This window comes from Pseudomonas sp. PS01301, assembly GCF_029960215.1.
In the GTDB taxonomy this organism is placed as follows: domain Bacteria; phylum Pseudomonadota; class Gammaproteobacteria; order Pseudomonadales; family Pseudomonadaceae; genus Aquipseudomonas; species Aquipseudomonas coleopterorum.
Genome location: NZ_JASCPM010000037.1, coordinates 24858 through 45987 on the forward strand (window position 1 = coordinate 24858; position 21130 = coordinate 45987).

General features: G+C 61.9%; 26 protein-coding genes and 1 tRNA gene. 16 read left to right on the forward strand and 11 right to left on the reverse strand.

What is annotated here, in order from left to right:
• Positions 1-8: 8 nt before the first annotated feature.
• The gene (gene codA / locus QMX89_RS17395; RefSeq protein WP_282349168.1) at positions 9-1250 is read right to left on the reverse strand and encodes a cytosine deaminase; all 1242 of its coding nucleotides are present in this window, start codon (positions 1248-1250) and stop codon (positions 9-11) included.
• A gap of 68 nt (positions 1251-1318) precedes the next feature.
• Entirely contained in the window at positions 1319-2221 is a 903-nt protein-coding gene (nhaR, locus tag QMX89_RS17400; RefSeq protein ID WP_056842732.1) for a transcriptional activator NhaR, read from the reverse strand.
• Positions 2222-2402: 181 nt separating this feature from the next.
• Between nhaR and QMX89_RS17405 the strand changes: the two genes are divergently transcribed.
• Positions 2403-3158 carry a TerC family protein gene (locus tag QMX89_RS17405; RefSeq protein WP_049859564.1) on the forward strand — a complete coding sequence of 252 codons (756 nt, stop codon included), beginning with the start codon at positions 2403-2405 and terminating at the stop codon, positions 3156-3158.
• 69 nt (positions 3159-3227) lie between these two features.
• Here the strand turns inward: QMX89_RS17405 and QMX89_RS17410 are convergent, their stop codons facing one another.
• The gene (locus tag QMX89_RS17410) at positions 3228-3410 is read right to left on the reverse strand and encodes a hypothetical protein (RefSeq protein ID WP_282349169.1); all 183 of its coding nucleotides are present in this window, start codon (positions 3408-3410) and stop codon (positions 3228-3230) included.
• A 211-nt stretch (positions 3411-3621) separates the two neighbouring features.
• Between QMX89_RS17410 and QMX89_RS17415 the strand changes: the two genes are divergently transcribed.
• The gene (locus QMX89_RS17415) at positions 3622-4293 is read left to right on the forward strand and encodes a peptidase C39 family protein (RefSeq protein WP_282349171.1); all 672 of its coding nucleotides are present in this window, start codon (positions 3622-3624) and stop codon (positions 4291-4293) included.
• A gap of 254 nt (positions 4294-4547) precedes the next feature.
• Here the strand turns inward: QMX89_RS17415 and QMX89_RS17420 are convergent, their stop codons facing one another.
• Positions 4548-5831 carry an FAD-binding oxidoreductase gene (locus QMX89_RS17420; protein WP_282349173.1) on the reverse strand — a complete coding sequence of 428 codons (1284 nt, stop codon included), beginning with the start codon at positions 5829-5831 and terminating at the stop codon, positions 4548-4550.
• A gap of 172 nt (positions 5832-6003) precedes the next feature.
• On the opposite strand from QMX89_RS17420, the gene QMX89_RS17425 reads away from it, so the two are divergent.
• A tRNA-Val gene (locus QMX89_RS17425) sits at positions 6004-6080 on the forward strand.
• A 63-nt stretch (positions 6081-6143) separates the two neighbouring features.
• On the opposite strand, the gene QMX89_RS17430 is transcribed toward QMX89_RS17425, so the two are convergent.
• Both QMX89_RS17430 and QMX89_RS17435 read right to left on the reverse strand, forming a co-directional pair.
• Complete coding sequence (locus QMX89_RS17430; RefSeq protein WP_282349174.1) at positions 6144-6350, reverse strand: hypothetical protein; 207 nt, start codon at positions 6348-6350, stop codon at positions 6144-6146.
• Positions 6351-6412: 62 nt separating this feature from the next.
• Complete coding sequence (locus tag QMX89_RS17435; protein WP_056842728.1) at positions 6413-6646, reverse strand: DUF6555 family protein; 234 nt, start codon at positions 6644-6646, stop codon at positions 6413-6415.
• Positions 6647-6810: 164 nt separating this feature from the next.
• On the opposite strand from QMX89_RS17435, the gene QMX89_RS17440 reads away from it, so the two are divergent.
• Positions 6811-6939, forward strand: coding sequence for a hypothetical protein (locus QMX89_RS17440; protein WP_269082565.1), 129 nt, complete (start codon positions 6811-6813; stop codon positions 6937-6939).
• A 4-nt stretch (positions 6940-6943) separates the two neighbouring features.
• Here the strand turns inward: QMX89_RS17440 and QMX89_RS17445 are convergent, their stop codons facing one another.
• Both QMX89_RS17445 and QMX89_RS17450 read right to left on the reverse strand, forming a co-directional pair.
• Positions 6944-7117, reverse strand: a complete 174-nt coding sequence (locus tag QMX89_RS17445) for a hypothetical protein (RefSeq protein ID WP_161804287.1) — start codon at positions 7115-7117, stop codon at positions 6944-6946.
• Positions 7118-7205: 88 nt separating this feature from the next.
• Positions 7206-7502, reverse strand: a complete 297-nt coding sequence (locus tag QMX89_RS17450; protein WP_049859568.1) for a DUF6388 family protein — start codon at positions 7500-7502, stop codon at positions 7206-7208.
• A gap of 141 nt (positions 7503-7643) precedes the next feature.
• On the opposite strand from QMX89_RS17450, the gene QMX89_RS17455 reads away from it, so the two are divergent.
• Positions 7644-8216: an SPOR domain-containing protein gene (locus QMX89_RS17455; protein ID WP_049859569.1), complete on the forward strand. Its 573-nt coding sequence runs from the start codon at positions 7644-7646 to the stop codon at positions 8214-8216.
• A 28-nt stretch (positions 8217-8244) separates the two neighbouring features.
• Here the strand turns inward: QMX89_RS17455 and QMX89_RS17460 are convergent, their stop codons facing one another.
• Positions 8245-8934, reverse strand: coding sequence for an endonuclease I family protein (locus tag QMX89_RS17460; protein ID WP_282349181.1), 690 nt, complete (start codon positions 8932-8934; stop codon positions 8245-8247).
• 4 nt (positions 8935-8938) lie between these two features.
• Positions 8939-9181 carry a DUF1654 domain-containing protein gene (locus QMX89_RS17465; protein ID WP_049859571.1) on the reverse strand — a complete coding sequence of 81 codons (243 nt, stop codon included), beginning with the start codon at positions 9179-9181 and terminating at the stop codon, positions 8939-8941.
• A 279-nt stretch (positions 9182-9460) separates the two neighbouring features.
• On the opposite strand from QMX89_RS17465, the gene QMX89_RS17470 reads away from it, so the two are divergent.
• From QMX89_RS17470 to QMX89_RS17485, 4 genes are read left to right on the forward strand one after another with little or no spacing between them, the layout of a single operon-like run.
• Positions 9461-10342, forward strand: coding sequence for a TauD/TfdA family dioxygenase (locus QMX89_RS17470; RefSeq protein WP_282349182.1), 882 nt, complete (start codon positions 9461-9463; stop codon positions 10340-10342).
• A 13-nt stretch (positions 10343-10355) separates the two neighbouring features.
• A complete protein-coding gene (locus QMX89_RS17475) occupies positions 10356-11237 on the forward strand; it encodes an ABC transporter ATP-binding protein (protein WP_282349184.1) in 882 nt (293 codons plus the stop codon).
• A 38-nt stretch (positions 11238-11275) separates the two neighbouring features.
• Positions 11276-12142 carry an ABC transporter permease gene (locus QMX89_RS17480; RefSeq protein ID WP_090358306.1) on the forward strand — a complete coding sequence of 289 codons (867 nt, stop codon included), beginning with the start codon at positions 11276-11278 and terminating at the stop codon, positions 12140-12142.
• Between the two features lie 29 nt (positions 12143-12171).
• Positions 12172-13173 (forward strand): ABC transporter substrate-binding protein, encoded by a 1002-nt coding sequence (locus QMX89_RS17485; protein WP_049859575.1) that lies wholly within the window; start codon positions 12172-12174, stop codon positions 13171-13173.
• 63 nt (positions 13174-13236) lie between these two features.
• On the opposite strand, the gene QMX89_RS17490 is transcribed toward QMX89_RS17485, so the two are convergent.
• On the reverse strand, positions 13237-15270 hold the full coding sequence (locus QMX89_RS17490) for a mechanosensitive ion channel domain-containing protein (protein WP_282349185.1): 2034 nt from the start codon (positions 15268-15270) through the stop codon (positions 13237-13239).
• A gap of 170 nt (positions 15271-15440) precedes the next feature.
• Between QMX89_RS17490 and QMX89_RS17495 the strand changes: the two genes are divergently transcribed.
• The 7 genes from QMX89_RS17495 (at position 15441) to QMX89_RS17525 (ending at position 20938) form a co-directional block, all read left to right on the forward strand.
• Positions 15441-16592 carry an MFS transporter gene (locus tag QMX89_RS17495; protein ID WP_282349186.1) on the forward strand — a complete coding sequence of 384 codons (1152 nt, stop codon included), beginning with the start codon at positions 15441-15443 and terminating at the stop codon, positions 16590-16592.
• A gap of 72 nt (positions 16593-16664) precedes the next feature.
• Positions 16665-17156 carry a GFA family protein gene (locus tag QMX89_RS17500; protein ID WP_049859578.1) on the forward strand — a complete coding sequence of 164 codons (492 nt, stop codon included), beginning with the start codon at positions 16665-16667 and terminating at the stop codon, positions 17154-17156.
• 164 nt (positions 17157-17320) lie between these two features.
• Positions 17321-17614, forward strand: a complete 294-nt coding sequence (locus QMX89_RS17505) for a hypothetical protein (RefSeq protein ID WP_122742409.1) — start codon at positions 17321-17323, stop codon at positions 17612-17614.
• A 32-nt stretch (positions 17615-17646) separates the two neighbouring features.
• Positions 17647-18792 carry a PQQ-dependent sugar dehydrogenase gene (locus tag QMX89_RS17510; protein ID WP_056842720.1) on the forward strand — a complete coding sequence of 382 codons (1146 nt, stop codon included), beginning with the start codon at positions 17647-17649 and terminating at the stop codon, positions 18790-18792.
• A 107-nt stretch (positions 18793-18899) separates the two neighbouring features.
• Positions 18900-19547, forward strand: coding sequence for a glycosyltransferase family 2 protein (locus tag QMX89_RS17515; RefSeq protein ID WP_282349187.1), 648 nt, complete (start codon positions 18900-18902; stop codon positions 19545-19547).
• A gap of 1 nt (position 19548) precedes the next feature.
• On the forward strand, positions 19549-20394 hold the full coding sequence (locus tag QMX89_RS17520) for a galactosyltransferase-related protein (RefSeq protein WP_282349188.1): 846 nt from the start codon (positions 19549-19551) through the stop codon (positions 20392-20394).
• 85 nt (positions 20395-20479) lie between these two features.
• Positions 20480-20938, forward strand: coding sequence for a transposase (locus tag QMX89_RS17525; RefSeq protein WP_282349189.1), 459 nt, complete (start codon positions 20480-20482; stop codon positions 20936-20938).
• Positions 20939-21130 lie beyond the last annotated feature (192 nt).

The window sequence follows — 21130 nt, forward strand, 5'->3', positions numbered from 1 at the left end:
GTCCTCAGTCAACTGAGGCTGAACTCGACCCGCTCGGGTATGCGCTTCATCAATACCCGACCAGCGCGAATCGATACCCGCGCCTTGGCCTGCTGGCGTACCGCTTCGTAGTCATTCTCCGCACCCAGAATCACCAGATTCGCCGGACGTCCGACGGCTATGCCGTAGCGCTCGCCCAGGTTCAGCGCGCGGGCGCTGTTGTCGGTGACCAGGTCGAGCGAACGTTGCAGGTCCTCGAAACCCATCATGTGACAAATATGCAGACCAGCATCCAGCACCCGCAGGATGTTGCCGTTGCCCAGCGGGTACCAGGGATCCTTGATGGAGTCCTGACCGAAGCACACGTTCATGCCGGCCCGGTCCAGCTCGGCCACGCGGGTCACGCCGCGGCGCTTGGGAAACGTATCGAAGCGACCCTGCAAGTGAATGCTCTCGGTCGGGCACGACACGAAGCTGATGCCCGACTGCTTGAGCAGGCGGAACAGTTTCGAGCAATAGGCGTTGTCATAGGAGCCCATCGCGGTGGTGTGGCTGGCAGTGACGCGGCTACCCATGCCGCGCACCCGGGCCTGCTCGGCGAGCACTTCGAGAAACCGCGAATGCGGATCATCGGTCTCGTCGCAATGCACGTCCACCAGGCAGCCGGTGCGCTCGGCCAGATCCATGAGAAAACCGATGGAGCTAACGCCTTGCTCTCGGGTGTTTTCGAAGTGCGGAATGCCGCCGACCACATCGGCGCCCATGGCCACCGCGCGCTCCATCAGTTCGCGGCCGTCGGGGTAGGATTCGATGCCTTCCTGAGGAAAGGCCACGATCTGCAGATCGATCAGGTGGCGCGCTTCCTCGCGTACTTCGAGCATGGCCTTGAGCGCGCCCAGGGTAGGGTCGGTAACGTCGATGTGCGTGCGCACATGCTGGATGCCGTGCTCGGCGAGCATGCCGATGGTAGTCAAGGCACGCTGTTTGGTGTCTTCGTGGGTGATGCTGGCCTTGCGCTGGCCCCAGCGCTCTATGCCTTCGAACAGCGTGCCGCTCATGTTCCACTGCGGATCACCGGCGGTGAGGGTGGCGTCCAGATGAATGTGCGGCTCGACCAATGGAGCGATCAGCAGATTTCCCTGCGCATCGATGTCATCCTCTTGGGCTGTCACCGTGTCCCCTTGCGCCTGGATCGAGGCAATGACGGCGCCCTCGCAGGTGACAGTGTGCAATCCATCGGTCTTGCGCAACCGGGCGTTGATGAACTTCATGGGGACTCCTTCTTTCTGGGTGCCAAGGGGCCATGTTGCCATATTTGTCTGCGGCGCTTGGAAAACCTTCAGGCGGGCGGGGTGAACAACTCCCGGCGCGCGCCCTCTGTGATCGCCACGATGCCGGGATGTTTGACCTTGCGCTCCACCGAAATCACGTAGAACGACTCGGTGACCGCTTCGGTCTGCCCGATCAAGCGGACGCGATACTGCGTCATGATTTCATCGGCAATGACGCTGGGCGCAATGAAGATCCCGCTGCCGGATTGGCCAAAGGCCTGCATCAAGGCGCTGTCGTCGAATTCCCCGACCACTCGCGGCAGCAGGCCCTGGTCGCCGAACCAGCGCATCAGGCGGCTGCGCAACACGCTTTCCTGACCGGGAATGAGCAGCGGCGCCCCGTGCAGGCATTGCGGGAAATCCTCACCATGGCGAGCAGCCAACTGCTCGGTGGCGAAGAAACTGATGCCGCACTCACCCAGCTTCTGGCTGTAGCCCTTGATGTCCAGGTGGGATGGCATGGGGCTGTCGGAGATGACCATGTCCAGGCGCTGGATGGCCAGGTCGGCCAGCAAGCGTTCGAGCTTGTCTTCGCGGCAGGTGATGCGCAGGGGTTCGCTCAGTTCCATGGTCGGTGCGATCAGCCGGTAGACGATCGACTTGGGCACCACGTCGGCCACGCCCACACGGAAGGGGATCTGCTCTTCATCGGGCTGGGTGCGCAGTACCGCTTCCAGTTCGCCGGCCATCTGGAACATGCGTTCGGCATAGGGCAGGGCCTGACGACCGGCCTCGGTCAGCTCAAGATGTCTGCCAACACGCCGAAACAATTTCACGCAGAACGTTTCTTCGAGCAGGCTGATCTGACCGCTAATGGTTTGTGCGGTGAGATTGAGTTGCTCACTGGCGCGCACGATGCTTCCGGTGCGCGCGACAACCCAGAAATAGTGAAGCTGACGATAGTTGAGCACGGGCACCTACACCTCGTAAAAACCGAAGTGTAGCTGGTAAAAATACGAATTTTCCAGAACTGTCCATCTCTCTAGAATGCCTCGCTAGCAAAGAGCCAGTATTTGGGGCTCGCTACTGTGCGCGGCACCGGCCGAGCCTCTCCAGACATTCAGCAAACCGTGATAAGGGCAGGAACGATACATGGAATACCTACTGGAACTGGCTTCAAGCCCCACCGCCTGGGTGGCGTTGATAACCCTGGTGATCATGGAAGTCGTGCTCGGTATCGACAACCTGATCTTCATCTCCATCCTGACCAACAAGCTGCCCAAGGAAATACAGGCCAAGGCCCGTCGTATCGGTATCAGCATGGCGCTGATCCTGCGCCTGGGTCTGCTGAGCACCGTGGCCTATATCGTCCAGCTGACCGAACCGGTGTTTTCCGTGTTCGATCACTGGTTCTCGTGGAAAGATGTGATCCTGATCGCCGGTGGTCTGTTCCTGTTGTGGAAAGCGACCAAGGAAATCCACCACACCGTGGACCCTGTCGAGCAGGAAGAAGCCAAGATCGGCGACAAGGTCAGCCTGAGCTTCGCTTCGGCGATCGGTCAGATCCTGGTGCTGGACCTGGTGTTCTCCATCGACAGCATCATCACCGCTGTGGGCATGACCGAGCACTTGCCGATCATGATCATCGCCGTGGTCAGCGCCGTCGTGGTTATGTTGCTGGCTGCCGAACCTTTGGCCAAGTTCATCAATGACAACCCTACGGTCGTCATGCTGGCCCTGGGCTTCCTGATCATGATCGGCATGACGCTGATTGCAGAAGGCTTCGGTGCCCACGTACCCAAGGGCTACATCTACGCAGCCATGGCGTTCTCGGCCACCATCGAAGGCTTGAACATGCTGTCGCGCAGGGCCAAGCAGCGCAAGCTAGCGGCCAATCGCGAGGTGTAAGCGAGGTGGACAAAGCGAGGGGGCATGGATGCCCCCTTTTTTTTCGCCTGCTACTTTGTGCGGATTGATTCAGATGTGTTGCGGGGTGCTGGTGCGGCGCAGCGTTACAGCGGCTTTTGGCTTGACTTGTTGCCGGGCCTGGGGCTCGTGGTGCTGATGGCGACGCGCGATGCGCAGTACGCCCCAGAGCATGGCAGCCGCCACGGCCATCCAGCCGGCGATCAGGCTGAAGATTATCATTGCAAGGCTCATCACTACCTCCATTGCTTTCGCGTCTTCTCGGTCACGTAATAGATGACCCTGAGGGTTTGCGAGCGTTTCAACCTATTGACGAAAGGTCATTTGCGTGAATCGATCTTGCTCCCAAACAATGGATCAGCTGGCTGCTATACCGCGGGCCGCGGGAAACCTATGATGGCCGTTCGCGCGGCACGTTGTGCGCCGCCCCGTCCCGAGGAACACGATGTTGCGCAAATCGAACGTCCTGCTCAGGCTGCTGTTGGCCAGCAGCCTGATGGCAGGCATGGCTGGCTGTGCCACCAACAATGGACCGGCATTGCCGGGTCTGGCGGACCGGGTGGAGCTCAACGGCGTACCGTTCTATCGCGGTAACGCCAACCAGAGCGGTTCGATGGTGCTGGCCAGCATGCTCTCGCAACAAGGCATTACCATTACACCCGGGCTGCTCGACCCGGCATTGAAACTGCCCGGCGAAACGGATCGCCTGCAACAGAACATCACCCAGGTGGCCTGTGAATATGGGCTGTTGGTGTATCCGCTCGATCCACAGTTGAACGCATTGCTGGCTCAAGTGGCCGCAGGCAATCCCGTGTTGCTGCGCTACAGCGAAGGCTCGTTCCTGTGGTCCCAACCTCGCTACGCCTTGCTGGTGGGCTACGACCGGTTCAAGCGGCACGTGCTGCTGCGCTCGGGGATGAACCGGCGTCTGCCGATGGATTTCGACAGCTTTGCGTCCGCGTGGAAGAGTGCAGGATCTTGGGCCATCCTGATTCAGCAGCCCAACCAGTTGCCGGCACAGGTCGACCGCCAGCGCTGGCTCGACGCCGCCCGCGAAACCGCCGCAGCCGGCCAGGAACCCGCCGCCGCCCGCGCGCGCAAGGCCATTGGCCCGTAAACGCATACCACGTTGAAGGCCGCGGCAGTCATGCTGAAGGGCCGCATGCATCCCGACGCGGCTCGCGCCGCTGCTACAGGGGAATCCTGCGAATTCGGACGCTGCGTCGGCGGCACTCGCGGTGTGCCTGGATGAACGCGTCTAGCCCGGACGCGGCTTGCGCCGCTGCTACAGGGGAATCAGCTGCAATCCTGTAGCAGCTGCGCAAGCTGCGTCGGCGGCACTCGCGGTGCGCCTGGATGAACGTGTCCGGGTCAGAACCCCAGGCGGTCGCGCAGGCTGTAATACCAAGCGCCCAGCTGGGTCAAGGGTGCGCCCAGGGCGCGGCCGCCGGGGAAGGGGTAATGGGGCAGGTCGGCAAAAGCGTCGAAGCGCTCGGCCTGGCCGCTCAGGGCCTCGGCAAGCACCTTGCCCGCAAGATGGGTGTATGTCACACCATGCCCGCTGCAGCCTTGAGAGTAATAGATATTGTCGCCCAGGCGGCCCATCTGCGGCAGGCGCGACAAGGTCAGCAGAAAGTTGCCTGTCCAGGCGTAGTCGATCTTAACCTGCGCCAGCTGCGGGAACGCCTTGAGCATCTTCGGCCGAATGATCGCCTCGATGTTGGCCGGATCTCGCGCGCCATACACCACGCCACCACCGAAGATCAGACGCTTGTCGGCTGTCAGGCGATAGTAGTCGAGCAGGTAGTTGCAGTCCTCCACGCAGTAGTCCTGGGGCAGCAGACTGCGCGCCAGCTCCTCGCCCAAGGGCTCGGTTGCAATGACCTGGGTACCGCAAGGCATGGACTTGGCCGCCAGCTCCGGCACCAGGTCGCCCAGATAGGCGTTGCCGGCGACGATAACGAACTTGGCCCGCACCTTGCCTTGAGCGGTATGGACCACCGGGCTTGGGCCGCGCTCGATGCGTATGGCGGGCGATTGCTCATGAATGCGGCCGCCCAGCGACTCGACTGCCGCCGCTTCGCCCAAGGCCAGGTTCAGCGGATGGATATGACCGCCACTGACATCGAGCAGACCGCCTACGTACTGTTCGCAATCCACGACTTGGCGGATGCGCTTCTCGTCCAGCAGTTCCAGCTGGGTGTGGCCGTAGCGCTCCCACAAACGCTGCTGCGCCTCCAGGTGCTTGAGCTGCTTGGCGGTAAGCGCCGCGAACACACCGCCATTCTTCAGATCGCAGTTGATACCGTAGCGGGTCACCCGTTCACGGATGATCCGAGCACCCTCGAAGGCCATGTCGCCCAGCAACCGCGCCTGGTCCGCGCCGACGCTGCGCTCGATCACATCCAGATCCCGGCTGTAACTGTTGACGATCTGGCCGCCGTTGCGTCCCGAAGCGCCGAAACCGACCTTGGCCGCTTCCAGCACGCAAACGCTGAAACCCCGCTCGAGCAGGAACAGCGCACTGGACAATCCGGTGTAGCCCGCGCCGATGATGCACACATCCGCTTCGACTTCGCCTTGAAGGGCAGGGCGGGGCGGCGCCGCGTTGGCGGAAGCGGCATAGAAGGACGGTGGATACTGCATGCTGGACATCCGGCAACCTCGGCTCGGTGGAATTCGCCTGTGTCTGGATGCTAGCGCAGTTGCCAGCCGCTCACCAGCGCACTGGATCCGTCGGCGCTGAAAATAATTCCGCATTTCATAGGCTTAGCGTGAGAAAGGAGTTGACAGGCAGCGTCGATTCCGTAGAATGCCGCCTCACAGCAGGCACGTAGCTCAGTTGGTTAGAGCACCACCTTGACATGGTGGGGGTCGTTGGTTCGAGTCCAATCGCGCCTACCAAACAAAATCCGCTCTGCTGGGCGGTATGAAAGGGCGATCCGAAAGGGTCGCCCTTTTTTGTGCTCAACCATCGGAAAGTTGCCGGAGGCGTTCCACCAAGGCTTCGAGTTGAGCGCCGCGCATTTCAATCTCGGCGAGCAAGTCGCCAAGCTCCGCGTTTGTTTCTGGTCGAGCCAGGCAGCGCCGGACATCGGCCAGGGCGCCAGTGTACGCCTGCTGATGCTGGTGAAGGCGCATCAGGTGCAGCGCCAATAGTTCTTGCTGGAACATCGCGGCCACCTTCGTGCAGTGTTACGGCAGCCTACCAATGCACGGCACTGGATGTCGCGGATTCAATTCAACGGCCGCCATTGCACATCGCGCAGCCCTCGACGTTCGACGTGGCGGCGCAACTGCTCAGCATGTTCCCCCGCATTGGTGCCGCCATAGACCAGCCCGATTCCCGAGTGCAAGGCCGCGTAGTACCAGGCATCGGCGTCGCTCATGTGCGTGTCTCGCTGTTGAAAGCGCCGGGACTCACCGTTGAGTACATAGCGAATCTCGTAATCCGTGAACCGGCTTGTCATATAATGCTCCCGCTTTACCGGGCATCAGACATGCAGGCCATTGGCCAGTTCCGTCATGATGGCAAAAAACTACTATCGATCAGACCGGGTTATCGGGAAGGCGATGGAGACGATGGACAGGACGTCGAACGCAGGCGGTTCGAGCTGGGCAAGGATGCTTGAGAATGATGAACAAATGGATCGCATGCATGGCGCTGGTAGTGCTGTTGGCCACTGCCGGCTGGTTCGCCATGGTGATCGACCTGGAAGGGTTGACCTACAGCCGCCATGGCGAATTACCGGATCGTCGGTAAGCGTTCAGCTGGGCTCGGTGGAGGCATCGGCGCCATCGATGTCCGGATCGTCCGGAAGCACTTCGGGCTCGCCGTCATCGGCATCGTTGAGCGCGGCGCCATCGCTGGTCAGGTCATCTGCCAGCGGATCAGCCTCGGCCTGGCCGATCAGCGGGATTGGGTCGATATCGGTATTCATGGCATGCCTCGCACGTTGACGGTGGGTTCATGCATTCGAGGCGTGCGCGACGCGGCAGGTTCTGTTCGATCCGTGACCGTCGGTCATGTCAGGGTTCGACTTCGTTGAATTCGCAGTAATCCTCCCAGCTCAGGCCGAGTGCATCGGCCACTTCCTGATGCACCTCCAGACGCATGGCCTTGAGTTCTTCCGGACTTTCAGCAATCAGTTGCAGCGCCAGCTCCCAGGGTTCCAGCCCCTGCGCCTGAGCTTCGTCCTCGAACGCCCACTGCACCTGTTCTGCCTGCTCGCGGGCGTTCAGCACCTGAATCTCTTCGCGCAATTCGGGATGTGCATCGAGAAATATCGCCAATGCGGCTTGGTTGCGGTCTTCTTTGGCGATCATGTCTAGGCCCTGCTGATTGTTGGAAATAAAGAGACATGATGCCATGGCGCCGCCGGCCCGTCAGCGACGGTCAACGGGTGGGCGGGCGCGGGGAGGGCGGATGGTGATAAAATCTGCGCCTCGAATTCTGGAGGTAGACGCGTGCGCAAGTTGATGATGGTGATGGCAGTGCTGACGTTGGCCGGGTGCGGCACGGCGTTCGAAAAAGCCCACGAGGCGGTCTCGCAGTTGCTGGAGAACCCCAAGACGGCGCGTTTCACCAATGTGCGCACCACCGACCAGGGCAACTACTGTGGCCAGGTGAAGGGCAAGGACGCCCAAGGCGTCTACGGACCTTACCGCAGCTACGCGGCGATTCCCCATGGCGACCAGTTCGAGGTCGTCATCGACAATGACGGCAACGATCCGCGCGTGCGCGAGGTGTGCGGCAGTGCCGAGGAGCTGCTGCCGCCAGTGGATGTCGCCGAGCAGCAGGGGCAGCAATGGGAGGTGCGTATCGTTTCTGGCCGCAACATGGGCTCGGTGACCGACATGGCCGCCCGGCTGGTAGAAAATGGTTTCGTCGCCAGCTTCGTCCAGCATGACGGCGAGACCATCGTCTATCTGGGTCCATTCGACAGCAAAGCCGAAGCTGAAAAGGAGCGGGCACGTCTGATGGGGTCGCGCGGAATCGAGTCGGTGGTGATGCCGTTCAGCAAGGCGGACAAGCCCTGAAGCCAGTGTGCACTTCAGGGTCGCGGCGTCAGCCGCAGGCCTTGAGGTCCACCGGCCCGACGAACGCGTTGCCGTGGCCCATTACGCAGGCCACCTGCTGGTTGCGCTGGCGCTCCCAGACCTGCACCGGATAGGTCTTGTCCCACGCCTGGTACAGCTGGGTGTCCTGGCGTGAAAGACGCAGCCCGTACTGCTTGCTCATGTACAGATAGGTGCGCGCGATCATGCCGCGGATCGACGGTCGGGGCATGACCTTTTTCGCCTTGAAGTCGACCTGGGTCAGGCACGAACCGTATTGCCCGCGCTGTTCGGGCAGCCAGCCGAAGCTGAAATTGTTCCGGTCGCCGTTCACTTCGCCGATGCTCGGCACCAGGTTGTGCAAGTCGGCCTCGGCGGTCTGGTAGACCTTGTCATTGCGGGTGCAGTTCTTGCGCCCACCGTTCTGCCAGCATTGGCGCTGATGGCCGATCTGCCAGGCGGGCACGATGTGTTCCCATTCGATACGCGCGGCGCGGTTGGCATTCTTGCGCGGGACATAACCACAGGCGGCGAGGTCCACGCGGTTGCCGCTGTACTTGCAGCCGCAATAGAACTCCGTGGATTGTGGCGCGTACAGCTTCCAGGCGATCTTCTTGGCTTCGCTGAAGGTATGCGGAGCATCGGCGTGGGCGGTGAAACTGAACAGCATCAAACTGACGAACAGACTGCGAACCATCATTGAATCAATCTTCCTTCGGTACAACCCAGAAAATCTGCACGCCACCGTCGTCGCGGTGGGCAAGGGTGACGTTGTCGTTCTCGGCGATTTCTTCGAGCATTTGCGCCCAGTCATCTTCGCTCTCGTGTTCGAGCCGAAAGATGAGAGCGGCACGGGATTTCTGCGCGGTGGGCGAGTTGATGATCTTCTGGATGCGCACGCCTAGACGTTCATAGGCGCTCGGCGCGGCGGGGGTGGCAGTGGTCACGACGCGTTTCCTTGATGGGCTGTACGTGCGTACAGTATTTGACTGTAAGACGTTTCGCAATAGCCCTGGATAAATAGCGGGTTTCTGACAGCGGATTCGCGATTTTTCTTCCATGTTTACGAAAAAACTTGAATCCGATCAGAGACATCCGACAAGTCGCGTCGAATCGAAAGTCCCGACGGAGATATGGTTATGCGATAACGATATTTAAAATTCCGTTCTTATACCTCTACAGTTCGGCCATTCACTCGTACTCAATAGCCAGAGTCGGAGCACAACATGGCCGTCGCCCTTTCAGAAATCCCTCGTCAGTCCTTCGAGATCCGTCCGTTGGCCGGCCATGTCGGGGCCGAAATCATCGGCCTGGATTTGCGCCTGCCGCTCAACGACCAGGATTTCGCCAGCATCCACCGTGCCCACCTCGATCATCACGTCGTGGTCTTTCGCGACCAGCGCATCACGCCCCAGCAGCAGATCGACTTCAGCCGCCGTTTTGGTGTGCTGCAGATCCATGTGCTCAAGCAGTTTCTACTGGCCGGGCACCCTGAGATTCTCATCGTTTCCAACATCGTCGAGAACGGCCAGCCGGTCGGGCTGGGTGACGCGGGCAAGTATTGGCACTCGGACCTGTCGTACAAGGAGCTGCCGAGCCTGGGCTCCATGCTGCATGCGCAGGAGTTGCCCAGCGAGGGCGGCGACACCTTGTTCGCCGACATGCATCGAGCCTGGGACACTCTTCCGTCAGCGTTGCGCGAGGCGGTCGAAGGCAAGCAGGCCGTGCACTCGTACACCGCGCGCTACAGCGAGGGCAAGAATGCGGCCAACTGGCGGCCGACCTTGACGGCAGAGCAGCTGGCTCAGGTGGTGACCGTGACCCATCCGGTGGTCCGTACCCATCCGGAAAACGGCCGCAAGGCCCTGTTCGTCAGTGAAGGGTTCACCACCCACATCGTCGGTATTCCGCAAGACGAAAGCCGTGATCTGCTGCAGCAGCTCTATGCCCACAGCGTGCGCGAAGACAACGTCTATCGGCATCAATGGCAAGCCCACGACATGGTCTTCTGGGACAACCGCTCGTTGATTCACCTCGCGGCCGGCTGCCCGGACCACCTGCGGCGCAAGCTGTACCGCACCACCATCCAGGGCGATGCGCCGTTTTGATAGGGAGTCTTGCATGAACGCTGCACTGCCAGGCCACACGGCCAGCGCTGGGACCGATTCGGCAACCGGACAACGGGCAACTCCCGAAACCCTGTTGCAGGTAGAGAACGTCAGCCTCGAATACCGCACCTCCGAACGGGTGGTGCGTGCGACGCACCAGGTCAGCTTCGAAGTCGATCGGGCCGATCGCTTCGTCTTGCTAGGCCCGTCCGGGTGCGGCAAATCCACCTTGCTCAAGGCCGTGGCCGGTTTCATCAAGCCCAGTGAAGGTCAGATCCGCCTCGCGGGTGAGCGGATCGAAGAGCCGGGCCCCGACCGGATCGTGGTGTTTCAGGAGTTCGACCAGCTGCCGGCCTGGAAAACCGTGATCGAGAACGTGATGTTCCCGCTGCTGGCGTCGCGGACGCTCAGGCGTGCCGAGGCCAACGAGCGGGCCCGCTACTACCTGGAGAAGGTCGGCCTGAGTGCCTTTGCCGATGCCTACCCGCACACCCTTTCCGGCGGCATGAAAGCGCGGGTGGCGATCGCCCGGGCGTTGGCCATGCAGCCGAAGATCCTGCTCATGGACGAGCCGTTCGCTGCACTCGATGCGCTGACGCGACGCAAGATGCAGGAAGAGCTGCTGGAGCTGTGGCAGGAAGTGCGCTTCACCTTGCTGTTCGTCACCCATTCCATCGAGGAAGCCCTGGTGGTGGGCAATCGCATTCTGCTGCTCTCACCTCATCCGGGCCGGGTGCGGGCCGAGATCAACAGCCACCAGTTCGACTTGGGCAGCCTGGGTGGCGTGGACTTCCAGGCCAGTGCCCAGCGCATTCACCGGCTGCTGTTCGACGAAGGTGAGGAGCCGGTGATGGACCGCCCGGTGGATTTCCAGCATTTGCGCATCGCCTATTGATATCGCTGCACTGACCTCGCCGCATTCGGAGCACATCCATGAGCCTTTCCCCACCCGTGCGTCAGGAGTACGAAGTTGCTCTTGAGCCGTTCACTCAATCCGAACTCGTTCGGGATATCTCCCTGCCTCGGCGTATCTGGCAACAGGCGTGGGTGCGCAAGGGTGTGATCCTGCTCGCCCTGGCCGTGCTCTGGGAACTGGCGGCACGCTGGCAGAACAATGATCTGCTGCTGCCCAGTTTCCTGCAGACCGCCAACGCCTTCATCGATGGCATCGCCAGTGGCGAACTGCTGAGCAAGGTGTGGATTTCCCTGACCGTGCTGATAAAGGGCTACCTGATCGGTATCGTCCTGGCATTCGGTTTGACTACCCTGGCGGTCTCGACCCAGCTGGGGCGCGACCTGCTCAGCACGCTGACCGCCATGTTCAACCCGCTGCCGGCCATTGCCTTGTTGCCGCTGTCGTTGCTGTGGTTCGGCCTGGGCGAGAACAGCCTGATCTTCGTGCTGGTGCATTCGGTGTTGTGGGCCCTGGCCCTGAACACCTACGCCGGTTTCCTCGGCGTTTCTGAAACCCAGCGCATGGCCGGGCGCAACTATGGGCTGCGTGGCTTGCGCTTCGTCTGGTACATCTTGATACCGGCGGCGCTGCCGTCGATCCTGGCGGGCCTCAAGATCGGCTGGGCGTTCGCCTGGCGCACCTTGATCGCCGCCGAACTGGTGTTCGGTGCGTCGTCCGGCAAGGGCGGTCTGGGCTGGTACATCTTCCAGAACCGCAACGAGCTGTACACCGACAAGGTGTTCGCCGGCCTGGCCGCGGTGATCCTGATCGGCCTGCTGGTGGAAAACCTGCTGTTCAACACCTTCGAACGACTGACCATCAAGCGCTGGGGCATGCAGCGCTGATCCCTCAATCCCTGTCCAGAGCATTCAACATGGTATTTGCAAACAAGCTTTCCCTGGCCTGCGGCCTCGCCGCTGCGCTGCTGGCCGGTGGGGCCAGCGCCGAAGGCAAGATCAGCATCGCCCAGCAGTTCGGCATCGGCTACCTCATCCTCGATGTGGTGCGTGACCAGCACCTGATCGAGAAGCACGGCAAGCAGCAGGGCATCGACATCGAGGTGGACTGGAACAGCATTTCCGGCGCGACCGCGATGAACGAGGCGTTGCTCGCCGGTGCGTTGGACGTGGTTTCGGCCGGTGTGCCGCCGATGCTCACCGTGTGGGATCGGACCAAGGGCCGGCAGAACGTCAAGGCCATTGCGTCGCTGGGCTCCATGCCCAACTACCTGCTCAGCAACAATCCAGACGTGAAGACCTTGAAAGACTTCACCGACAAGGATCGCATCGCAGTGCCCGCCGCTGGCGTAGGCTTCCAGTCGCGGACCTTGCAGCTGGAAACGGCCAAGCTGTACGGCGACAAGGAATTCAAGAAATTCGACAACATTTCGGTGAGCATTCCCCATCCGGATGCCACCTCGGCACTGATCGCTGGCGGTTCGGAAATCAGCGCGCATTTCTCCAGCCCGCCGTTCCAGTACCAGGCTCTGGAAAACCCCAAGGTGCATAAGGTGCTCAGCAGCTACGACATTCTCGGTGGCCCGGCCACCTTCAACGTGTTGTACACCACGCAGAAATTCCACGACGAAAACCCCAAGACCTACAAGGCGTTCTATGACGCGCTGGTGGAAGCGGCGCAGATCGTCAAGGCGGACAAGGTAGCCGCCGCCAAGACCTACATCCGTGTCGAGAAATCCACCCTGAGCGAGGCCTTCGTCGAGAAGATCGTGAAGGACCCGGAGATCGACTTCACCGTGGTCCCGCAACGCACCTTCATCTACGCCGAACGCCTGCATGAGCTGGGCGTGCTGAAGAACAAGGCGCAGAGCTGGAAGGACTACTTCTTCGAAGAAGCGCACGGCGGCGACGGCAGCTGATCATTGCTTTGAAAGCATCGATGCCGACGCTCACATGCCCTGTGAGCGTCGGCGTCTTGCGTTTCAGACGGCGGCGGGTGCGGGCAGGCCCAGGGCAGGGTAGTACTGGGCGAAACGCACGTTGTCGTGCTGGTCGACGAGCTTCTTCAGCCGCTCGTTGAACGCCCGCCCGACACCGTACTGCCCGCCGGACACCGTGCGGAACTGCGCAGTGAGCACGATGCCGTTGAGGTCCATCTTGTCCACCCCGAACACCTGCAGCGGCCCCTGCAGGTTGTGCTTGAGCATCACGTCGTCGACGATCGATTGGCCCGCCTGCTTGATCAGGTCCAGGGCCGTATCGATGTCGCTGTCGTAGGTGAACTGCACCGAAAAGAACGCATAGGCGAACTGCCGGGACTGGTTGGTCACTGCCTTGATCTGGCCGAACGGCACCGAATGCACGAAGCCCTTGCCGTCGCGCAGGCGCAGGGTGCGGATGGTCAGGCTCTCCACGGTGCCCGCATGCCCGGAATCGAGCACCACCCAGTCGCCGATGGCGATGGTGTCTTCGATGAGAATGAACAACCCGGTGATGACGTCCTGCACCAACTGTTGCGAGCCGAAGCCGATGGCCAGGCCGACCACCCCGGCACCGGCCAGCAGCGGCGCGACGTTGATGCCCAGGTTGGCCATGGTGGTGATGGTGCAGATCACCAGCAGGATGATTTTGATCGCGTTGCGCAGCATCGGCAGGATGGTCAACACCCGCGTGCTCGGCTGACGCGTGGCGCGCTTGCCCACCGAGGGCTTCAGCGCCTCCTGGATGGCGGTGTCCAGGACCACCCACAGCAGCCAGGTGACCAGCAGGATCAAGCCGATGCTGCTCAGCGAATCACTGATGGCGCGGCCCATGCTGTTGCGCGCGGCGAACTCTAGCATCGACACGCCCCAGATGCGCCCCAGCAGCTCGATGAAGGCGATGGCCATGGCGATGCGTGCCACCGCGTGCCCCAGGCTGCGCAGCAGCTCTTTATAGGGACGCAGGCGCGGCGTGGCCGTAGCGGGGGGCTTGAACAGGTGCTGCATGACCGTGCTGAGAAACACCGTGGCGATCAGCAGGACCGTGGTCAGCAGCGCATTCTGCAAGGCTTTCTGGCTTTCCTCCCCCGCACCGATCAGATGCACCGCCGACACCAGGATCATCAGCAGGATAGGCAGGTACCACAGGGATGAGAACAGCCGCAGCGATTCCTGTACCGCGCGATGCTGGAGACGCTGCGGCAGTGGCCGGTTGCGGATCAGGTGGGCCACAGGCCGGCGCATGCGCACCACCAGTACAGCGAACGAGAGGGTGGCGAACAGGCCGGCGACCACCGCCAGGCTGGCAGTGAAATTGGTCCCCAGTTGCCGGGCGATCTGCGGGCTGGTCAGTGCATCGCTGAGGGCGGCAAGAAAGCCGATCATGAACAGCGGCCGTGGCGCATAGCGTCGCAAGGCGCCGACGGCAGCGCGCTTGTGTCCGCTGTCGAACAGGGTGATCACGCACATGATTACCGACGTTGAGAAAATGCCGCTGCTGGTAGCGTAGGCCAGCGACATGCCGATGGCGCGGGCGATGGACATGTCCAGGGAATGACTGGCGTACAGCGTCACCGGCAGTGCGACGATGGCCGCAAGGGTAAAGGGCAGGATATAGCCCAGCAGGTTGTGCAGCCGGGGGCGTTCCCGGACGAATCGGCGGCGTGCGCTGCGCGCGACGATGAAGCGCCCGAGGAAATGCACGGCCAGAAACGTGGCCATCCAGCACATCGACAGCAGGATGAAATCGGTCGCCAGGTCCAGCGCCGAGCGTGAATGCCGATTGATCAGCGTGTCGACCTCGCTGGCGGCGCGGTCGGTGCGCAAGCGCCAGGTGTCGAGCACGTGCTCGTCCAGGTCGAGCTTTTTCTGCACATCGTCGATGCCGTTGCTCAGGGCGCCCAGCAGACCTCCCTGCACCAGCGGCGCGGGGTCTTCGGTGGGTGCATCGGCTGCGGGTGCTTCGGCGGCCTGCAGGCTGAAACTCAGCAGCACAGACAGCAGGAAGAGGGTGAATCTGGCGGGGGAACTGAACACAATGCGGGTCGCTCTATTGGTCGGTACACCAGTCACTGATTGAATTTTGCCAGGCAAGTTCGCCGATTGGCGGCATTTGTCGGGATTGTTCATCTTGCGTTTGGGGCATCCGCCCTTTGTTCAGGGCGGGTCTGCTACCGTTCATACGTTTCTTATCCAAGGCTTTGATCATGTCGTCGAGCAGCACCTACGCCACCGCCGCAGCCGGGCGGCGAGAGCAGTTTTCCACCCGTATCGCTTTCTTCATCGCCGGCTTCGCCATGGCCGCCTGGGCCCCGCTGGTGCCCTTGGCCAAGGCGCGGGCCGAACTCAGCGATGGCAGCCTGGGGTTGCTGTTGCTGGGTTTGGGCGCCGGTTCGATTCTGGCCATGCCGTTGTCCGGTTATCTGTGCGCACGCTGGGGTTGCCGACGTGTCATCGTCGGTGCCGGCGTGCTGATCTGCCTGATGTTGCCCCTGCTGGCCACGGCCGGGACCCTGCCGCTGCTGATCGGTGCGGTGTTGCTGTTCGGCGCAGGCATGGGGGCCATCGACTGCGCCATGAATATCCAGGCGGTGCTGGTCGAGAAGGCCAGTGGCCGACCGATGATGTCGGGCTTCCATGGCCTGTTCAGCGTTGGCGGCATACTCGGGGCGGGCGGCATGACCGCACTGCTCGCGCTGGGCCTGACGCCGCTGCTGGCAGTGGCCTGTGTGGTGGTAGTGACCCTGCTGGCGGTATTCAAGGCCGCACCCCACCTGCTGCCCTATGGCAACGAAAGCGACGGCCCGTTGTTCGCCATGCCGCGCGGTATCGTGCTTTTTCTCGGTGCGCTGTGCTTCATCGTCTTTCTCACCGAGGGCGCGATGCTCGACTGGAGTGCGGTGTTCCTGGTTTCCGAGCGGGACATGCAACCGGCCTATGCCGGACTTGGCTATGCGGCGTTCGCCACTGCCATGACCATCGGCCGTCTGACCGGCGACAGGATCGTCGCTCGCTTCGGTGGAGCGCGGGTCACCTTGTTCGGTGGGCTGTGCGCCGCTGCCGGACTGGCCCTGTCGCTTGCCATCCCGGCCTGGCCTGCCGCGTTGCTGGGTTATGCGCTGATCGGCGCCGGTTGCTCCAACATCGTCCCGGTGCTGTTCACCGCTGTCGGCCGGCAGACCACCATGCCGCAGAGCGCGGCCATCCCGGCCATGACCTCGCTGGGGTATGCGGGGATTCTGGTAGGGCCGGCGTTCATCGGCTTCGTCGCCCACGGCAGCAGCCTGTCGATCGCGCTGGGCGTGCTGATCGTGCTGCTGCTGTTCGTCGCTGCCAGCGGGCGCTACCTGCGAAACTGAAGCGACCGTGCAGGGTCTACGCTGAACGGGGTCCAGCCGACCCTTCATGGTCATTCGATACGGAGTTCAGCCATGCAATTGCACGGATCCTGTCACTGCGGTGCCGTCACCTTCAGCCTGCACAGCGCCCACCCTTATCCTTATCAGCGTTGCTACTGTTCGATCTGCCGCAAGACCCAGGGCGGTGGTGGCTACGCGATCAACCTGGGGGGCGAGGCCGCGAGCCTCAATGTGCAGGGCCGCAGCCACATCACCGTCTACCACGCCCGGATGCCCGACGAAGACGGCACTGGCACCCACGCCAGCACCGCCGAACGGCATTTCTGTCATCTGTGCGGCAGCGCCTTGTGGCTGTTCGATCCGGCCTGGCCGGAGCTGGTGCATCCTTTCGCCAGCGCCATCGACAGCGAGCTGCCCGTGCCACCGGAGCACACTCACCTGCTGTTGGACTCAAAGGCAGGGTGGGTTGAGGTGGAAGCCGGCAAGAATGACCGGCAATTCCAGCAGTATCCTGACGAATCTTTGGCTCAATGGCACGAGCGGCTCGGCTTGACTCAGGACTGAGCCCGCGGGCCGTTCGGAAACATGGTGAATCACCTCGGGGGTGTCGTCACGCCATGCCGCGGCGAACGCCGAGGACGATTCGGCCTCAAAGGCCTGAACCCACCGTGATCGAGGACACGCCCTTCATGAAGTTGTCCCTATTGGCGACCGTGCTTCTTGGCGCGATGCTGTCCCATTCGGCATTGGCCGACGTGGCCGCTGCACACGCGCCGCTACGCCAGCCCATCAGCCTGGCTGCAAACGACACCTCCAACCCCTATAACAGCCCGATCCGACGGATCAACCCCAACAGTCGGCAGGGCACCACCGCGCCCAATCCGCAGCTGCGCCAGCCGACACCGCGCACCGATAACCCGCGGCCGCCGACGCTGGAAAACCGTGGCATCGGCAACGGCGATAACCTGCGCCGGCCGGCCAACGGCACCCAGCAACCGCGCACTGCCCCTGGCACGCGGTGATTCCTCTTTTTTTCCGCTGAAGGATAAGCCCTATGTTGCAGAAAACCCTGTTCGCCTCAGCCTTCGCCGGCCTTGCCCTGTATGGAATGGCCGCTTCGGCCGCCACGGTGAAAACCTATCAGAGCGAACTGGGCCAGGTCACGGTCACCACCGTTGCCGAAGGCCTCAAATACCCGTGGGCTCTGGCGTTCTTGCCGGACAACAAAGGCATGCTGGTGACCGAAAAACCAGGTGATCTGCGCGTGGTCAGCGCCGAAGGCAAGATTTCGTCGCCCATCAGCGGCGTGCCGCAGGTCTGGGCGAAGAACCAGGGCGGGCTGCTCGACGTGGTGCTGTCGCCCGACTTCAAGGCTGACCGCATGGTCTACCTGTCGTATGCCGAGCAGGGTGAGGACGGCAAGGGCGGCACGGCGGTAGGTCGCGGCCGGTTGTCCGAGGACCTGACTCACCTGGAAAACTTCACCACGATCTTCCGTCAGGAGCCCAAGCTGTCGGTTGGCAACCATTTCGGTTCGCGGCTGGTGTTCGACCGCGACGGCTACCTGTTCATCGCTCTGGGCGAAAACAACCAGCGCTCGACTTCCCAGGATCTGGACAAGCTGCAGGGCAAGGTTGTGCGTATCTTCCCCGACGGCAAGGTGCCCAAGGACAACCCATTCGTGGGGCAGAAAAACGTGCGCCCGGAAATCTGGTCGTTCGGCCACCGCAACCAGCAGGGCGCAGCCTTGAACCCGTGGACAGGCACCCTGTGGACCCATGAGCACGGCGCCAAGGGTGGCGATGAGCTGAACATCATCGAGAAGGGGGCCAATTACGGCTGGCCGCTCTACACCCACGGCATCAACTATTCCGGCGAGCCGATTCCTGAAGCGAAAGGGAAAACCGGTCCGGGCATCACCGATCCCTACCATGTCTGGGAGAAGTCGCCGGCCATCAGCGGCATGGCGTTCTATGACAACGACAAGTTCAAGCGCTGGAACCACAACCTGTTCATCGGTGGGCTGGCGTCCGAAGACCTCATCCGTCTGCAGTTCGAAGACGACAAGGTGGTGCACGAAGAGCGTCTGCTGGGCGAGCGCGGCGAGCGTATCCGCGACGTGCGTCAGGGCCCCGACGGCTACCTGTACGTGCTGACCGATGACGACGACGGGGAATTGCTCAAGATCGGCCTGGAATGAATCGGCTCATTTGATCGACGCCGTGAAACCTCTGGGCCATCTTCGAGTCGATTGCTGGTCAACGACTTGCAGGGTCCTGGCGATTTCATGGTCTCAAGAGGTTCAGCATGATCGGCGTCATCATACCCGTGCACAACGAGCAGGCCAGCCTGGACCGATGCCTGCAATCGGTCATGCTGGCCGCCGAGCATGGCACCTTGTGCACCGAGCTGGTCCGTATCGTTGTGGTGCTGGATAACTGCAGCGATCGGTCGCGGGACATTGCCCAGCGCTACCCGGTGCGGTTGATCGATATCGGCGCTGGCAGCAAACTCACTGCCCGGGCAGCGGGCGCTGCTCATCTGGTCCAGGCTGGAGCGCGTTGGCTGGCCTGGACCGAGGCCGACGCTCGCGTTCCCGATGACTGGCTGGCGGCTCAGTTGGCATATCGGGTGGATGCGGTCTGTGGTCGCGTGGACCTCGAACCGGACATGCTGAAATCAGTGGCCGGCCAGCGTCGCCGACGGTCCATTGCCTTTGACGAACCGCGGCCCAGTGTTCATGGTGCGAACCTGGGCATCAGTGCCGCAGCCTACACTGAGGCCGGTGGGCTCAAGGCGGGGCAGGATGAGGTGCAGCTGGTTCGCCAGATAGAATCCAGTGGTCGGCGTATCGCCTGGAGTGGTTCGGTGCGTGTGAGGCGCGGTACACCGGTTGGCAGTGGTTATGGCGAGCCGGCGCGGCTTCCGGCATTGAGCAAAGTCAGTGGGTTCTGAAATGTTGAATGTGATCACGCTGGTGCATGGCCGCGAGCGGCAGCTGGACAATGTCATCCGCGGACTGGAGCGGGGCAGTCTGATGCCGGAGGCGTTCTGGGTGGTGTTCATGAACCAGCCTGCGCGCGATCTGCACAGTGAGTGTTTTCCGATTCACTGCCTGGTGGTCGACGATGCTTCCCATGGCTTGCCGTTGGCCAAAGCGCGCAATGCAGTGCGCCAGTGCGAAGGCGAGCAGTGGGTGTTTCTCGACGTGGACTGCATTCCTGGCGAAAGCCTGCTTTCCGATTACGCGGTTGCGTTACGCGAGATGCCTGAATCCTTGCATCTGGGTGAGGTGCGCTATCTGCCCAGCACCGCGCAGATGGAGGGCTGGACCCATGCCACGCTGGCCCGCGATGGGGCGGCCCACCCGTTGAGCCAATACCGGGGCGAACCAGGATCGCTGCTGCCCCATCATCTGTTCTGGTCGCTGAATTTTGCCTGTACGCGCGCGGTGTTCGAGCGCGTCGGTGGCTTCGACGAGGGTTATCTGGGCTACGGTGCTGAAGACACCGATTTCGCTTTCAGTGCGCGTCGGCAGGGTGTGGAGTTGAGAACGGCGGCGGCACAGGCTTTCCACCAATACCATCCCACCTGGCGTCCGCCACTCAACCATTTCTCCGCGATCGTGGCCAATGCGCAGCGCTTCCATCAACGCTGGCAGCAATGGCCCATGGAAGGCTGGCTTGGCGAGTTCGTCGAGCTGGGTCTGGTGAGCTGGTCTGCGCAATCGTTGCATATTCTGCGCCATCCGACCGATGCGGAAGTCGACGCCTGCCTGGATCGTGCGGGCTCGGGGTTCTGAAGCCTTCGTCCGATTCGGCAACGATTGCTGGCTTGCTCACGGTTCACCGGTTTCCTACCTTGATGGCTTTTTCGGAGGCCAGGGAATGTCGGCGTGCAGGAGAGCCTGTGGGTTGCGCAAGGGACGCGCGAGCGAAGTGGGTCAGGTGTATTCGATCACCTGTGTGACGGCAGACCGGGAATCGGTGTTCGCCTGTTGGCGAAGTGCTCGGTTGTTGGTAGCTCAGTTGCGGGCCATGCATGAGTCGGGGGATGTTGAATCCCTGGCGTGGGTAGTAATGCCTGATCATATGCATTGGTTGTTTCAACTGCGCAAGGGCGACCTGGCCACGGTCATCTGTCGCATGAAGGCGCGCAGCAGCCTGGCCATCAATCGCCGCAATGCGACTTGCGGCCGGCTTTGGCAGAAAGGCTACTACGACAGAGCGATGCGCCGCGAAGACGACCTGCGAGCGGCAGCCCGCTACATCATCATGAACCCCGTTCGCGCTGGCCTGGTCGAGAAGGTCGGTGATTATCCGCTGTGGGATGCGATCTGGCTGTGATCGGCAAACGCATCGACTGCAGACGCGTTGTGTCAGAGATATCGCAGGTACCGCCGACGCGGCTTGCGCCGCTGCTTGTATGTTGTGCCCGCACTCGGCAAGAATCATTATTCTTGCTCGTGTACTCACAAAAATGTGTTTCTGGGGGATGCCGATCGCTGCTTAAGGCAGGACTTGCTCCTGACCTCGTCT